General features: G+C 65.4%; 16 protein-coding genes. 6 read left to right on the top strand and 10 right to left on the bottom strand.

Going from position 1 to position 14,978, the window contains the following annotated elements; translation table 11 throughout:
* Nucleotides 1–75: 75 nt before the first annotated feature.
* The 3 genes from tldD to rodA form a co-directional block, all read right to left on the bottom strand.
* Entirely contained in the window at nucleotides 76–1,536 is a 1,461-nt protein-coding gene (gene tldD, locus KAQ61_RS01805; RefSeq protein WP_042411388.1) for a metalloprotease TldD, read from the bottom strand.
* A 64-nt stretch (nucleotides 1,537–1,600) separates the two neighbouring features.
* A complete protein-coding gene (locus KAQ61_RS01800; RefSeq protein ID WP_210930312.1) occupies nucleotides 1,601–1,942 on the bottom strand; it encodes a YegP family protein in 342 nt (113 codons plus the stop codon).
* Nucleotides 1,943–2,052: 110 nt separating this feature from the next.
* Nucleotides 2,053–3,225, bottom strand: a complete 1,173-nt coding sequence (gene rodA / locus KAQ61_RS01795; protein ID WP_210930311.1) for a rod shape-determining protein RodA — start codon at nucleotides 3,223–3,225, stop codon at nucleotides 2,053–2,055.
* Nucleotides 3,226–3,316: 91 nt separating this feature from the next.
* Here rodA and KAQ61_RS01790 point away from each other — a divergent pair, with 91 nt between their 5' ends.
* The 5 genes from KAQ61_RS01790 to KAQ61_RS01770 all read left to right on the top strand — a co-directional run bounded on the left by KAQ61_RS01790 (nucleotide 3,317) and on the right by KAQ61_RS01770 (nucleotide 8,655).
* Nucleotides 3,317–3,901, top strand: coding sequence for a YqiA/YcfP family alpha/beta fold hydrolase (locus KAQ61_RS01790; protein WP_210930310.1), 585 nt, complete (start codon nucleotides 3,317–3,319; stop codon nucleotides 3,899–3,901).
* A gap of 171 nt (nucleotides 3,902–4,072) precedes the next feature.
* Entirely contained in the window at nucleotides 4,073–6,148 is a 2,076-nt protein-coding gene (locus KAQ61_RS01785; protein WP_210930309.1) for a ribonuclease catalytic domain-containing protein, read from the top strand.
* A complete protein-coding gene (locus tag KAQ61_RS01780) occupies nucleotides 6,145–7,005 on the top strand; it encodes an energy transducer TonB (RefSeq protein WP_042411400.1) in 861 nt (286 codons plus the stop codon). The genes KAQ61_RS01785 and KAQ61_RS01780 overlap by 4 nt, the downstream gene beginning before the upstream one ends.
* Before the next feature lie 52 nt (nucleotides 7,006–7,057).
* Nucleotides 7,058–7,912: a shikimate dehydrogenase gene (gene aroE, locus KAQ61_RS01775; protein WP_210930308.1), complete on the top strand. Its 855-nt coding sequence runs from the start codon at nucleotides 7,058–7,060 to the stop codon at nucleotides 7,910–7,912.
* Entirely contained in the window at nucleotides 7,909–8,655 is a 747-nt protein-coding gene (locus tag KAQ61_RS01770) for a transglycosylase domain-containing protein (RefSeq protein ID WP_210930307.1), read from the top strand. The genes aroE and KAQ61_RS01770 overlap by 4 nt, the downstream gene beginning before the upstream one ends.
* Nucleotides 8,656–8,762: 107 nt before the next feature.
* Here the strand turns inward: KAQ61_RS01770 and KAQ61_RS01765 are convergent, their stop codons facing one another.
* Both KAQ61_RS01765 and KAQ61_RS01760 read right to left on the bottom strand, forming a co-directional pair.
* Nucleotides 8,763–8,969, bottom strand: coding sequence for a hypothetical protein (locus KAQ61_RS01765; RefSeq protein WP_210930306.1), 207 nt, complete (start codon nucleotides 8,967–8,969; stop codon nucleotides 8,763–8,765).
* 42 nt (nucleotides 8,970–9,011) lie between these two features.
* Nucleotides 9,012–9,548, bottom strand: a complete 537-nt coding sequence (locus tag KAQ61_RS01760; RefSeq protein WP_210930305.1) for a hypothetical protein — start codon at nucleotides 9,546–9,548, stop codon at nucleotides 9,012–9,014.
* A 140-nt stretch (nucleotides 9,549–9,688) separates the two neighbouring features.
* Between KAQ61_RS01760 and ruvC the strand changes: the two genes are divergently transcribed.
* Nucleotides 9,689–10,246, top strand: coding sequence for a crossover junction endodeoxyribonuclease RuvC (gene ruvC, locus KAQ61_RS01755; RefSeq protein ID WP_183301037.1), 558 nt, complete (start codon nucleotides 9,689–9,691; stop codon nucleotides 10,244–10,246).
* Nucleotides 10,247–10,436: 190 nt separating this feature from the next.
* Here the strand turns inward: ruvC and KAQ61_RS01750 are convergent, their stop codons facing one another.
* The 5 genes from KAQ61_RS01750 to ftsA all read right to left on the bottom strand — a co-directional run bounded on the left by KAQ61_RS01750 (nucleotide 10,437) and on the right by ftsA (nucleotide 14,977).
* The gene (locus tag KAQ61_RS01750) at nucleotides 10,437–10,877 is read right to left on the bottom strand and encodes an RcnB family protein (RefSeq protein WP_052369779.1); all 441 of its coding nucleotides are present in this window, start codon (nucleotides 10,875–10,877) and stop codon (nucleotides 10,437–10,439) included.
* Nucleotides 10,878–11,062: 185 nt separating this feature from the next.
* Nucleotides 11,063–11,245: a hypothetical protein gene (locus tag KAQ61_RS01745; RefSeq protein WP_042411411.1), complete on the bottom strand. Its 183-nt coding sequence runs from the start codon at nucleotides 11,243–11,245 to the stop codon at nucleotides 11,063–11,065.
* Nucleotides 11,246–11,278: 33 nt separating this feature from the next.
* Nucleotides 11,279–12,202 (bottom strand): UDP-3-O-acyl-N-acetylglucosamine deacetylase, encoded by a 924-nt coding sequence (gene lpxC, locus KAQ61_RS01740; RefSeq protein WP_042411414.1) that lies wholly within the window; start codon nucleotides 12,200–12,202, stop codon nucleotides 11,279–11,281.
* Between the two features lie 170 nt (nucleotides 12,203–12,372).
* Nucleotides 12,373–13,626 carry a cell division protein FtsZ gene (gene ftsZ / locus KAQ61_RS01735; protein ID WP_210930304.1) on the bottom strand — a complete coding sequence of 418 codons (1,254 nt, stop codon included), beginning with the start codon at nucleotides 13,624–13,626 and terminating at the stop codon, nucleotides 12,373–12,375.
* A 121-nt stretch (nucleotides 13,627–13,747) separates the two neighbouring features.
* The gene (gene ftsA / locus KAQ61_RS01730; protein ID WP_042411421.1) at nucleotides 13,748–14,977 is read right to left on the bottom strand and encodes a cell division protein FtsA; all 1,230 of its coding nucleotides are present in this window, start codon (nucleotides 14,975–14,977) and stop codon (nucleotides 13,748–13,750) included.
* Between the last annotated feature and the right edge of the window lies 1 nt (nucleotide 14,978).

Raw genomic sequence — 14,978 nt, 5'->3', positions numbered from 1 at the left:
ACAAAAAAGGCTGATCCATCGAAACAAATCAGATTTTTTCACAATCACCGCAGGAATACTGCAAACAATTCCAAATTAAGCCGTACCACCCACGGTCAATCCGTCGATGCGCATGGTCGGCTGACCCACCCCCACGGGCACGCTCTGGCCTTCCTTGCCACAAGTACCCACACCGCTGTCCAGACGCATGTCATTGCCGATCAGGCTGACCTTCTTCATGCACTCGGGACCGTTGCCGACCAGCGTGGCCCCCTTGACGGGATACTGGATCTTGCCGTTCTCCACCCAGTAAGCCTGACTGGCCGAGAACACGAACTTGCCGCTGGTGATGTCCACCTGACCGCCGCCGAAGTTGGTGGCGTACAAGCCCTTCTTGATCGAAGCGATGATTTCCTGTGGATCCTTGTCACCGCCCAACATGTAGGTGTTGGTCATGCGTGGCATGGGCAGGTGGGCATAGCTTTCGCGACGACCATTGCCGGTGGGCTTGACGCCCATGAGGCGCGCATTCAATGCATCCTGGATGTAGCCTTTCAGGATGCCGTCCTCGATCAAGACATTCGCCTGCGAGGGGCAGCCTTCGTCGTCCACGTTCAACGAGCCACGGCGATCAGCCAGCGTGCCGTCGTCCAGAATCGTCACACCCTTGGCTGCCACCCGCTGACCGATGCGGCCACTGAAGGCGCTGGAACCCTTGCGGTTGAAATCACCCTCCAGACCATGGCCCACGGCTTCGTGCAGCAGCACGCCAGGCCAGCCAGGGCCCAGCACCACGGTCATCTCGCCGGCAGGGGCGGGTCGGGATTCCAGATTGACCAAGGCCTGATCGACCGCTTCGTTCACATACTCGGCAATCTGTGCATCGCTGAAATAGGCCAGGCCAAAGCGGCCGCCACCACCGGAAGAACCCACTTCACGGCGCCCGCTCTGCTCTGCAATCACGGTCACCGACAGGCGCACCAGGGGACGCACATCGGCGGCCAGCGTACCATCCGCACGCGCCACCATCACCACGTCGTACTCGCTGGCCAGGCCGGCCATCACCTGCACGATGCGCGGATCCTTGCCGCGGGCCAAGGTTTCCACCTTGCCCAGCAGGGCCACCTTCTCGGTGCTGTCCATCGTGGCGATGGGGTCAAGGCCGGGATACAAGCTGCGCGAAGGCGCCACCTTGGCCTTGGGAATGCGCACCTTGCGCTCCTGGTGGTTGCCGGAAATGGCACGCACGGCATGGGCTGCATCCAGCAAGGAGGCCAGCGAAATGTCGTCGGAATAGGCAAACGCGGTCTTCTCGCCACTGACGGCGCGCACCCCGACACCCTGATCGATGGAGAAGGAGCCGGTCTTGACAATGCCCTCCTCCAGGCTCCACCCCTCGGCACGGGTGTACTGGAAGTACAGATCTGCATCGTCCACCTGATGAGCGCGGATTTCCGCCAGTGCACGCGACAGGTGGGTTTCATCCAGGCCGAAAGGCTCTAGCAACAGTTGCCGGGCCGTGGCCAGGCGCTCGATGGTGGGTTCGCGAGAGATCATGGTTGCCATTGTAGGCAGGCTGCCATGCCCTCATCACCCAATGGTCTGCCCGCTAAGCCCTGCGTCAGGACACTGCGCTTTGGTCATCCAGTGCAGCATCTGCGGCATTTTTCATGACCGAAGCGATACCGTTGTCCCGCGCGGCCACCGACGAATACATTTCACTGTGACCGACGATATGACCATTGGCAGCTTTGAGGGTGAAGTAAGGCGAGCCGTCCTTGGCAATCAGCCTGTCGAAGCTGGTTTCGAGCACCCCATTTTTACGCACCGAATCGATCCCACTCAGGGCACCAGCCCGGGATTCATACATCTCGCTGGACAGGATGGGCTGGCCATTAGAGGCCTGCAGGTTGAAAAAGAATTTGCCGTTCTTGGCCTTTTTGAGCACGTACTTACCCGCCATCACACACTCCTTGAAAAAGAGGGGCAGGCACAGCCTTTTGCTGCACCCGCCCATATTGTTGAACAGATGTGCGTCACGTAACAACAGCTGTTTGTGGTGATCTTAAGGATTTACAACGTATGTTTGGGCTCGGCCATGGACAGCCGCTGCGCGCGGGCGATCGACATCAGCACCCCCAGGGCCAGCCCCAGGGTCACCATGGCCGTGCCGCCGTAGCTGATGAATGGCAGGGGCACGCCCACCACGGGCAGGATGCCGCTGACCATACCCATGTTCACGAAGGCGTAGGTGAAGAAGATCATCGCCACGGCCGAAGCCATCAGGCGGCCGAACAGGTTCTGCGCCTTGACGGCGATGGCCAGGCCACGCCAGACCAGCAACAAAAATCCCAGCAGCAGGCACAGGTTGCCGATCAGGCCGAACTCCTCGGAGAACGCCGCAAAGATGAAGTCGGTGGTGCGTTCGGGGATGAATTCCAGGTGGGTCTGTGTGCCGGCCATGAAGCCCTTGCCCCAGACGCCGCCGGAGCCGATGGCAATCATGCCCTGGATGATGTGGAAGCCCCGGCCCAGCGGGTCGCGCATCGGGTCCAGCAGGGTGCACACCCGCGTGCGCTGGTAGTCGTGCAGGAAGTACCAGCTCAGGCCGTCCTGGCACAGCCAGGGCTCGTTCCAGATCAGCCAGGCGATGCCCACGGCCCCCAGCACCACGGGCGGCACCACCAGCTTCCACGGCAGGCCGGCAAAAAAGATCACCGACAGGCCCGCCGCCATCACCAGCAGGGCCGTGCCCAGGTCCGGCTGCTTCATGATCAGGGCCACAGGTACCATTAGCAGCACAAAGGCAACCACGAAGTCGATGGCCCGCAACACGCCTTCCCGCTGGTGGAACCACCAGGCCAGCATCAGCGGGCCGGCGATCTTCAAAATCTCGGAGGGCTGGATCACCACGCCCACATTCACCCAGCGCTGCGCCCCCTTGCGCGTGATGCCGAACAGCAACACCGCCACCAGCAGCACCACCCCCAGGGTGTACAAGGGCACGGCCACGGCCATCAGCTTGTGCGGGGGGATCTGGGCCACCACAAACAGGATGGCCGCCGCCAGCAGCATGTTGCGCCCATGGTCGACAAAGCGCGTGCCATGGTCGTAGCCAGCCGAATACATGGCCAGCAGGCCCAGGGACGCCATGCCGGCGATGATCAGCAGCAAAAGCGGATCAAAGCCACGAAACAGCGGCAAGATGCGTTGGAGAATGTTGGGCTTGTCAAATTCGGCGGCCATAGTCCACCATTATCTGCTGCCCGCTTTGCCCCTGGAACGTGTGGACGCTCCCCAGCGGCGCAGCCCCCCGCCCATCCACAGACACCTGCCCATGCCCACCACCCACCTGCTGTACCTGCACGGTTTTCGCTCCTCGCCCCAGTCCACCAAGGCCCGCACCATGGCCGAGTACGTGCAGCGCCGGCATCCGCAGGTGACTTGGTACTGCCCGCAGCTGCCGCCCTCGCCGCGCGCCGCGATGGAGCTGGTGATGGCACAGGTGCGCGACTGGCCCGGGGAGCGCATGGCGGTGATCGGCTCCTCCCTGGGGGGCTACTACGCCACCTGGGTGGCGCACCACAAGCACTGCAAGGCCGTGCTGCTCAACCCCGCCGTCTGGCCGGACCACTCGCTGGAGCAGTACATCGGCCAGCAGACCAGCTGGCACCACCCCGAAGAAGCCTTTTTCTTCCGCCCCGAATACATCCAGGAGCTGCGCGACCTGGCCCTGCACGAACAGGCCGCCACCGCCCCGCAGCTGGGCGTGTTTGCCAAGGGCGACGAGGTGCTGGACTGGCGCCAGATGGTGGCGCGCTACCCGGAGGCCGAGCAGCTCATCCTGGAAGGCGGCGACCACGCCCTCAGCGACTTTGACAGCCACCTCTCGCGCATCCTGGACTTCCTGGACCTGGCCTGAAGCAAAAAAAATAGCTGGTTGTGCACGCTGGACAAGCACCTCAAGCTGAAAACGCTTTGAAACGGCCGTTGCACGTACGCGAACCGCTTTTCTTTGGATAGCTTGCCGCTGGCACCGCCGCCGCGGGCAAGCGCCCTCCGGGGGAAATTCGCGGCGTGGGACAATCGCGGCATGCACGCATTGTTTGAAGATGCCGGTAAGTTTTTGGCCGGCCGTATCCTGTCCGAGGCCGATGCCTCCTCCCAAATCGAGCTGGCCTCTGGCAAGCGCGTCAAGGTCAAGGCCGCCAACGTCCTGCTCAAGTTCGAGAAACCCGAGCCCGCCGAGCTGATGGCCAAGGCCGAGGCCATCGCCGCCAGCGTCGAGCTGGACCTGGCCTGGGAATTCGCCCCCGAAGAAGAGTTCGGCTTTGCCGACATTGCGCGCGACTATTTCTCCGAGTCCGCCCCGCTGAGCGAACAGGCCGGCATGCTGTTTGCGCTGTACGGCGCGCCGCACTACTTCCGCCGCGCCGGCAAGGGCCGCTTCAAGAAGGCGCCGGCCGAAATCCTGCAGCAGGCCCTGGCCGCCATCGAGAAGAAAAAGCAGCTGCAGGCGCAGATCGATGCCTGGGCGCAGGAGCTGGTCGCCGGCACCTGCCCGCCCGCCGTCCGCGAGCAGCTGTACAAGATCCTGTTCAAGCCCGACAAGAACGCGCCCGAGTACAAGGCCGTGGTCGAGGCCAGCCGCAGCGCGCAGAAAGCCCCGCTGGAGCTGCTGCAGGCCGCTGGCGCCATCGACTCGGCCTACCAGTTCCACTGGAAGCGCTTCCTGTTCGAGAACTTCCCCAAGGGCACGGCCTTCCCCGCCGTCACCGCCCCCCAACCCCCGGCCGACCTGCCGCTGGCCGCCGTGCAGGCCTACTCCATCGACGATTCCATGACCACGGAAATCGACGATGCCCTGTCCGTGCAGGGCCTGGGCACCGGCACCGTCACCGTGGGCATCCACATTGCCGCGCCCGGCCTGGCGATCACGCCCGGCTCGGACCTGGACAAGCTGGGCCGCGCCCGCCTGTCCACCGTCTACATGCCAGGCTACAAGATCACCATGCTGCCCGACGAGGTGGTGCAGATCTACACCCTGGACGAAGGCCGCGCCAACCCCGCCGTGTCGCTGTACGTGACCTATGACGAGGCCACGCTGGAGGTCAAGGACAAGGTCACCAAGCTGGAACGCGTGCCCGTGGCCGTCAACTTCCGCCACGACAAGCTGGACCACATCGTCACCGAAGCCTGGCTGCAAGACCCCAGCATTCAGGTCGAAAACACGCCCCAGCCCTTGCTGGACAAGCGCGAAGAGCTATCGTTCCTGCACCGCCTGGCCCAGCACCTGAAGGCCGGTCGCGAACAGGTGCGCGGCAAGCCCGAGAACTTCTCGCGCCCCGACTACACCTTCCGCCTGGACGGCAATGGCGACAACGAACCCCAGGGCCACGAAACCGTCAGCATCACCGTGCGCAAACGCGGCGCGCCGCTGGACCTGATCGTGGCCGAGGCCGCCATCGTGGCCAACAGCACCTGGGGCCTGATGCTGGCCGAATACGGCGTGCCCGGCATCTACCGCAGCCAGGCCAGCCTGGCCCCGGGCGTCAAGGTGCGCATGTCCACCAAGGCCCTGCCGCACGCCGGCATCGGCGTGAAAGCCTATTCCTGGGCCACCTCGCCGCTGCGCCGCTACACCGATCTGGTCAACCAGTGGCAGATCATTGCCTGCGCCCGCCACGGCGCCACGGCCGCCCTGGCCGCACCGTTCAAGCCCAAGGATGCCGAGCTGTTCGGCATCATCAGCAGCTTCGACGGTGCCTACAGCGCCTACAACGGCTACCAGGCCGGCATGGAGCGCTTCTGGACGCTGAAGTACCTGGAGCAGAACGCCATCACCGAGCTGGACGGCGCCGTGATCAAGGACAACGGCCCCAACGGCGTGCTGGTGCGCGCCGACAGCCTGCCGCTCGTCATCAGCGTGGCCGGCGCCCAGGCCCTGCCGCGCGGCGCGCGCGTGCGCGTGAAGCTGGGCGAGATCGACGAGATCACCCTGGACATCCACGGCACCGTGACCGAGCGACTGGACGACCCGCAAGATCCCAGCGATGATGCGCCCCTGGACGACAGCGCCGACGACGAAGAGGACGTGGCCGGCCCCATCGCGATTGCGGTGGACGTCAACGAGTCCGACAGCCCCAGCGCCGATAATTCCAACCCGTGAAACTGCCCGCCGCGCTCCGCTCCATGTCCACCCTCAGCCTGACGCTGGGGGTGTCGATCGCCATTCACGCAGCCCTGCTGACGGTGCGTTTTGTCGCCCCCGAGCAGTTCAACCGGGTGTTCCAGGACACGCCGCTGGAAGTGATCCTGGTGAATGCGCAGACGCAGGAGCGGCCGGAAAAGGCCCAGGCCATCGCCCAGGCGGCCCTGGCCGGCGGCGGCGATGCCGCCCGGGGACGGGCCACCAGCCCGCTGCCCTACTCGGCCCTGACCGCCATCGGCGACGACTTCGAGGAGCGCCAGAAGAAGCTGGACGCCATGCAGGAGCAGCAGACCGTGATGCTGACCCAGCTGCGCAAGCAGCTGTCGTCGATGCCGCAGTTCGACCCGCGCGAGCAGTCCCAGCAGCAGGACCGCGAGCAGCAGGAGCAAAAGCGCAAGCAACTGATCAAGCTGCTGGCCGAGATCGAGAAGCGCATCAACGAAGAGAACGCCCGCCCCAAGAAACGCTACATCAGCCCCGCCACGCGCGAGGAGGTGTATGCCGTCTACTACGACGGCCTGCGCCGCAAGGTGGAAGACAAGGGCACGGAGAACTTCCCCGAGCACAAGGGCAAGAAGCTGTATGGCGAGCTGGTCATGGTGCTGACCGTGAACCACGACGGCCGCGTGCTGGACACCGAGATCGTGCAGGGCTCGGGCATCCCGCAGCTGGACACCCGGGCCCAGGCGATTGCGCGCGCCGCGGGGCCGTTCGGCCACTTCGGCCCGGCCATGCGCGCCAAGGCCGACCAGATTGCCGTGGTCTCGCGCTTCAAGTTCACGCGCGAGCAGACGCTGGAAACCAATGTCCGCTGACGGTGCCCGCGCGCCCGTCCACCCCCTGTCCGTTTTTTTGCCGTTGCACCGAATGACCACCACCGATGTGTACTGCGTTGTGGGCCACCCCGTGGCGCACAGCCGCTCGCCCTGGATCCACACGCGCTTTGCCCAGCTGACCGACCAGGCCCTGCGCTATGAGCGCCGCCTGGCGCCGCTGGAGGGCTTTGCCGCCGACCTGCAGGCCTTCATCCGGGCCGGTGGGCGGGGCTGCAACATCACCGTGCCCTTCAAGCTGGACGCCGCCCAGGCCGCGCACAGCCACAGCCCGCGCGTGGCCCTGGCCGGCGCCGCCAACACCCTGGTGATTGCGGCCGATGGCCGCATCCATGCCGACAACACCGACGGCCTGGGCCTGGTGGCCGACATCACGCGCAATGCCGGCTTTGCCATCGCTGGTAAGGATGTGCTGCTGATCGGCGCCGGGGGTGCCGCCGCCGGCGTGCTGGGTCCAATGCTGGAGCAGCAGCCGCGCAGCATCACCGTGTGCAACCGCACGGCGGCCAAGGCCCAGGAGCTGGTGCGCCAGCATGCGGCCCTGGCCAACTCGCAAAAAGTAGAGCTGCAAGCGCAGGAGCAGCAAGGGCTAAATGGCAATTTTGATCTGATCATCAACGCAACGGCCGCCAGCCTGCAGGGCGCTGGCATCCCCGTGCCAGCCAGCGTGCTACGCCCGGGTAGCCTGGCCTACGACATGATGTATGGCGCCGCCGCCGCTCCGTTCCTGGCCTGGGCCCAGGCCCAGGGCGCCACTGGCCGCGACGGCCTGGGCATGCTGGTGGAGCAGGCCGCCGAATCGTTTGCGCTGTGGCGCGGCGTGCGCCCGCCTTCGGCCCAGGTGCTGGACGAGCTGCGCGACGTCCTCGCGCGCGAAGCCGCGGCATGAAGGCGCTGGGCCGCTGGCTGGCCGTGCTGCTGTGCGCAGCCCTGGCGCTGCAACTGTTCTTCATCGCCCGGATTGCACTGTCCGCCTGGTGGGACCCGCAGTCCACCAGCTTCCAGCGCTCGGAGATGTGGCGTATCTGGCAGCAGTCGGCCCAGCAGCGCCACTGGCAGCAGCAGTGGGTGGACTACCCGCGCATCTCGCCCCACCTCAAGCGCGCCGTGCTGACCGCCGAGGACGATGGCTTTGTCGACCACGACGGCGTGCAGTGGGATGCCATCGAGCGCGCCTGGGAGCGCAACCAGCAGGCGCTGGAGCGTGCCCAGCAGGCGCTGGAGCGTGCCCAGCGCAGCCAGCGCCTGAGCGCCAAGCCGGTGCCGATCTACGGCGGCTCCACCATCACCCAGCAGTTGGCCAAGAACCTGCTGCTGTCGGGCGAGCGCAGCTTCTTGCGCAAGGGCCAGGAGCTGGTGCTGGCGCATGCACTGGAGCTGTTCCTGAGCAAGGAACGCATCCTGGAGATCTACCTGAACAACGTGGAATGGGGCCAGGGCATTTTTGGCGCCGAGGCCGCCGCGCGCCACTACTTCCGCAAGAGCGCCCAGCAGCTCAGTCCGGCCGAAAGTGCCCGCCTGGCCGTGATGCTGCCGCGCCCCCGCTATTACGAGCAGAACCCGCAGTCGCGCTACCTGCAATCGCGCACCAGCGCCATCCTGCGCCGCATGGCGACCACGCCGCTGCCCTAGCGTCCCACCACAACCACGCCCTGCACCGGGCCGTCCAACCACCGGCCACCACTGCCTGCTAGCACCACCACGCGGCCACCCACCGGCGCCAGGGCGGCCAACGGCGCTCAGCCGCCCATCTCGCCATACAGGAACAGCACCTGCAGCGCGGTCAGCGTTTCTTCGTGCAGTGCCGTCAGGGCAGCCACCCGAACCGGGTCCAGGATGGGCCGCCCCTGCCCGTCCACCGCAAAAGGCCGGCCCAGAATCTCGGCCATGTCGATGGTGTAGTAGGACCGGTCGCCATAGGGGCGCTTGCCGTCGATGGCGGGCATGGGCCACAGCGGTGCGGCCTCGGTGCTCTCGGCCAGCCATTCCTACAAGGCCTCGCCCTCCACCTCGCGCCACATGGCGGCACGCAGCAGGGCCAGGTGCTCGGCCCGCAGCTGGAACTGGCCGTGCTGCACACCGGGCAGCCAGGCGGCCATGTCGGCCGGCACGGCATAGCGCCCCGGCGCCAGGTGGGCCTGGGTCACAAATGGCCGCACCCAGCGTGCCACTTCGGCCAGCCGCTGCGTGGCCAGGGTGGTGTCGTCGGTGGCCAGCAATTGCTGGGCGCGCTGCACGGCAGGGATCTCACCGCGCAGCGGCTGACCGGGGTCGACCCCGGGCGCCCCGGATTCGACCGGCAGCCACCACACCCGCAGCGCGCGCACCAGTTGCAGATGCTGCGGGGTGAACACCGGCAGGGGGTCCGCGCGGAACACCTGCTGCACCACCTCGGCATGGCGCGGTGTGGAGGCTGTGGCCAGCACCACGATGCGCCAGCCCACCAGCACCAGCACGGCCGCCCCCAGGCCCAGCAGCAGGCGCAACAACACACGGAACAGGCGACGAAGGACAGGCACAGGCATTGGCAGACACGGCAAGGAACACACACAAGGGGCGCAGTGTACCCAGGGCAGTGCCAGTTCCACGGCGGCCGTGCGGGCATGCGGCACAATCGCAAGCAGGCGCAGCCTGCGTCGCCCTCCCCTTGTTCCCAGCACTTTCCATGCGAATCCTTGGCATTGACCCCGGCCTGCAGACCACCGGCTTTGGCGTGATCGAACGCGACGGCCACCAGCTGCGCTATGTGGCCAGCGGCACCATCCGCACCACGCGCACCGAAGGCGTGGCGCTGGGCGATCTGCCGGGGCGCCTGAAGATCCTGTTCGAGGGGGTGAGCGAGGTGGTGGCGCGCTACCAGCCCGACACGGCGGCCATCGAGATCGTGTTTGTCAACGTGAACCCGCAGTCCACCCTGCTGCTGGGCCAGGCGCGCGGTGCGGCGCTGACCGCCCTGGTGACCCGGGACCTGCCCGTGGCCGAGTACACGGCGCTGCAGATGAAGAAGGCCATCACCGGCCATGGCCGTGCGGCCAAGGGACAGATCCAGGAAATGGTCAAGCGCATGCTGCAGCTGCCCGGCCTGCCCGGCACCGATGCGGCCGACGCCCTGGGCCTGGCCATCACGCACGCCCACGCCGGCGCCATGCTGGACAAGCTGGCCCAGGACTCCGGCCTGCAGCGCCGGCAGCACGCCATGCTCAAGGCCGGCCGCGCCTACTGAACCGCTGTCGCCCGGCTGTGCCAAAAGGCTGTACGCCAAAATCGCCTGCAGCCCTTATCCAGTAATCGCAGAGTGCTCTGCTTTTGATGCAATCAACCATGGCCTGCCACTGGGCACAGCAGGTCATGGCAAAGGGCCATCACGGCGGGACACCCCATGCGCAGCGGCGCGTCCCGGCACCAAGCGACCCTCAATACATGCTGTGGATGATGAGCTGCGAGATCACGCCGGTCGCAATCGCCACCAGCATGTAGTCACCGCCGTAACGCACCCAGTGGTAGCCGCGGGGCGGCTGGTGCAGGCGGTGGCCGCGCCAGTCGTGCACCACGTAGCGCGTGGCGCGGTACTGCGGGGGCAGGCGCGTGCCCTTGACCCAGTTGTGCTGCGGGCCCGCGCCGCGGTAGTAGCGGTGGCCCGGAGGCGGAGGCCGGTGGCCGGGGTGCGCCTGCGGACCGTGTGGCCCACGGTCGCGGTGCCAGCCGGCAGAAGGCCCGGGCTTGTGGCGGTGCTGCTGGGCGTAGGGTGCGTCATGGTGGCGGCCGCCGTGCGGCTGGGCCTGGGCCACGGCACTCACCCCCAGGGTCAGGGCCACGGCGGTGGCGATCGAAGCAGTGAAGCGTTGCAGTTGCATGGTGCGTCCTTTCCAAGGCAGAAAGCAAGCAGCCGGAGCGGCTGCCACGACGCCATCATGCGAGAAAAAACGGGCCGCCCAGGCCGGAGCAGCCCAGCTTTACGGAACTTTGCCCCTGCCCCGCACCGCTTTGCACAGGCTTTACAGATGCAAGCAAGTGCACACCCCTGCACGGGCCCGTGCGCTCAGATCAGCAGGAAGCGCGACAGGCCGAGCACGGCAAAAAAGGCCAGTCCGGCGATCACGGCCCACTTCAGAATCACCAGCCCCCAACGGCGATAGTGCGGCCGCCCCGTGCCCAGGTAGAAGACAAAGCACAGGGCCGAAGTGATCAACAAAGCAAAAAGCAGCCAGCGAAAAATCAGCATGGCTGCTTTATACCGTGATTCCCGGGGCGGGACTTACCAGGCCAGGGCGGTCTGGGCAAATCCGGCGGGGGCCTTGCGTTCGTTGTCGAAGGTGACGAACTCCCAGTTGGCGGCATCGGCCAGCACGGCACGGATCAGCTGGTTGTTCATGCCATGGCCCGAGCGGAAGGCGCTGTAGGCGCCCAGGATGGGATGGCCGATGACGTACAGGTCGCCGATCGCGTCCAGGATCTTGTGCTTGACGAACTCGTCGTCGTAGCGCAGCCCGTCACTGTTGAGCACCTTGTAGTCGTCCATGACGATGGCGTTGTCCAACCCGCCGCCCAGCGCCAGGCCGTTGGTGCGCAGCATTTCCACGTCTTTGGTAAAGCCAAAAGTGCGGGCGCGCGCGATGTCGCGCATGTAGTTGCCTTCGCCCATGTCGAACTCGAACGACTGGCCGGTGGAGTCCACGGCGGGGTGCGAGAAATCGATATCGAACTTCAGCTTGAAGCCGTGGTAGGGGTCAAAACGCGCCCATTTGAGGTTTTTTCCTTCCCCTTCACGCACCTCCACGGTCTGCTTGATGCGGATGAACTTCTTGGGCGCGTTCTGCAGTTCGATGCCCGCGCTTTGCAGCAGGAACATGAACGAGGACGAGGAACCATCCAGGATGGGCACTTCCTCGGCCGTGATGTCAATGTACAGGTTGTCGATGCCCAGCCCGCACAGGGCGGACATCAGGTGCTCGATGGTGTGCACCTTGGCACTACCCACCCCGATGGTGGAGGCCATGCGCGTGTCCACCACCGCCTGGGCCGTGATGGGAATGTCGACCGGCTCTGGCAGGTCCACCCGGCGGAACACGATGCCCGTATCCGGCTGCGCAGGGCGCAACGTCATCTCGACACGCTGGCCGCTGTGCAGCCCCATGCCGACGGCACGGGTGAGGGTCTTGATGGTACGTTGCTGAAGCATGGGGCAATTTTAGGGGCGGAGGGCATTTTTCCGCCCCGCCAAGGACATGGAAATTTCTATAACGCCGATTGACGCCTGCCGTTGACCCCGGTGTGTTGGCCAACGTTACAAGCATAAAAAAAACCGGGTTCAGGAACCCGGTTTGGTGACCGCGCTGGCGCGCTGTCGGATCAGTCCGCCTGCTTGCGCAGGAAGGCAGGGATTTCCAGGTCGTCCATGCCACCCGAGGACAAGGCATCCACACGGGCTGCGGCCTGGGTACGGTTGGTGCGCCAGACGCTGGGCACGCTCACATCGGCATAGCCACCGCCCACGCTGGCGGCACCACCCATGGCAGGCGCCGTGGCAGCGCCCATGTTCACGCCGCCCATGGCGGCTGTGGGAGCGCCGGCGTAGGCGAAATCGCCGTCCGTGCCGGTGCGCAGGCCACCCTGGACCACGGACATGGCCTGGCGGCGGGCCGCAGGACGCGACAGGCCGGTGGCCACCACGGTCACACGGATGTCGTCACCCAGCGAATCGTCGTAGGCGGCGCCATAGATCACGTGTGCATCGGGCGAGGCGTAGGCGTTGATGGTGGACATGGCCAGACGCGATTCGGCCAGCTTCAGGCTGCCCTTGGCGGCCGTCACCAGCACCAGCACGCCCTTAGCGCCGGACAGGTCGATGCCTTCCAGCAGCGGGCAGGCCACGGCCTGCTCGGCCGCGATGCGTGCACGGTCGGGACCGGAAGCGCGGGCTGTACCCATCATGGCCTTGCCAGGCTCGCCCATCACGGTGCGCACGTCTTCGAAGTCGACGTTCACATGGCCGTATTCGTTGATGATTTCGGCGATACCGCCCACGGCGTTCTTGAGCACGTCGTTGGCCTGCGCAAAAGCTTCTTCCTGGGTGATGTCATCGCCCAGCACTTCCAGCAGCTTTTCGTTCAGCACCACGATCAGCGAGTCGACATTGGCTTCCAGCTCGGTCAGACCGCCATCGGCGTTCTGCATGCGGCGACCGCCCTCCCAGTCAAACGGCTTGGTCACCACGCCCACGGTCAGAATGCCCATCTCCTTGGCCACGCGAGCGATCACCGGGGCCGCACCGGTGCCAGTACCGCCGCCCATGCCGGCCGTGATGAACAGCATGTGCGCCCCTTCGATCGCAGCACGGATGTCTTCCACGGCGGCTTCCGCGGCTTCACGACCCTTGTCGGGCTTGCTGCCAGCACCCAGACCGCTCAAGCCCAACTGGATGGTGCGGTGCGCGTTGCTGCGGATCAATGCTTGCGCATCGGTGTTGGCGCTGACGAATTCAACGCCTTGCACATTGCAAGCAATCATGTGCTCAACGGCGTTGCTGCCGCCGCCGCCCACACCGATCACCTTGATCTGCGTGCCTTGATTGAATGTTTCGGCTTCGATCATTTCGATGGTCATGTTGGTGCTCCTGGAGATTTTTGAAATGGGTTCAGTGGTGCTGTATAGGGGGCTTCTCTTCGTCGTCGGTATCGAAAATCCGTGGGAGGCCCGGTAATGCGCATACGTCGAGAGCACATAGTTAGAAGTTTCCCACAATGAAGTCTTTAAATCGACCAAAAGCGGTCTTCATGGACCCACTCTTTTGTGCCACCTTGAAACCGCGCAATCTTGCTTGTCGCGCTTCTTCCAGCAAACCCATCACCGTCGCGGAGCGCGGCTGCGCCACCATGTCGGCCAATGCACTGGAATACTTGGGCACGCCGCGGCGCACGGGCTTGAGGAAAATGTCCTCGCCCAGCTCCACCATGCCCGGCATCACGGCACTGCCACCGGTGAGCACGATGCCCGAGGACAGGACTTCCTCGTAGCCGGACTCGCGGATGACCTGCTGTACCAAAGAGAAGATTTCTTCCACACGGGGTTCGATCACACCGGCCAGCGCCTGCTTGCTGATCATGCGTGGGCCGCGATCGCCCAGGCCCGGCACTTCCACCTGGCTGTCGGGATCGGCCAGCATCTGCTTGGCATAGCCGCTTTCCACCTTGATGTCTTCGGCATCCTTGGTGGGGGTGCGCAGCGCCATGGCGATGTCGCTGGTGATCAGGTCGCCGGCGATCGGAATCACGGCGGTATGGCGGATCGCACCGCCGGTGAAGATGGCGACGTCGGTGGTGCCGGCGCCGATGTCGACCAGGGCCACACCCAGGTCGCGCTCATCGTCGGTCAGCACCGCCTGGCTGGCCGCCAGCGGGTTGAGCAGCAGCTGCTCCACCTCCAGGCCACAGCGGCGCACGCACTTGATGATGTTTTCCGCTGCGCTTTGCGCGCCGGTCACGATGTGCACCTTGGCCTCCAGGCGGATGCCGCTCATGCCCACGGGTTCCTTGACGTCCTGGCCGTCGATCACGAACTCCTGGGGCTCCACCAGCAACAAACGCTGGTCCGAGGAGATGCTCACCGCCTTGGCGGTTTCGATCACGCGCGCCACGTCGGTGGGCGTGACTTCCTTGTCCTTGATGGCCACCATGCCGCTCTGGTTCAGCCCGCGGATGTGGCTGCCGGTGATGCCGGTGTACACACGCTGGATCTTGCAGTCGGCCATCAGCTCGGCCTCTTTGAGGGCCTGCTGGATGCTCTGGACCGTGGCTTCGATGTTCACCACCACGCCACGCTTGAGGCCGTTGCTTGGCGCCACGCCCAGCCCTGCCAGCTTGAGCTCGCCGTTGGGCATGACCTCGGCGACCACGGCCATCACCTTGGCAGTGCCAATGTCCAAACCGACGACGACGTCTTTGTACTCTCTTGCCATA

The organism is Comamonas aquatica, from assembly GCF_018064205.1.
Lineage (GTDB): Bacteria > Pseudomonadota > Gammaproteobacteria > Burkholderiales > Burkholderiaceae_C > Comamonas > Comamonas aquatica.
This window is presented reverse-complemented; position numbering and strand designations above follow the sequence as displayed.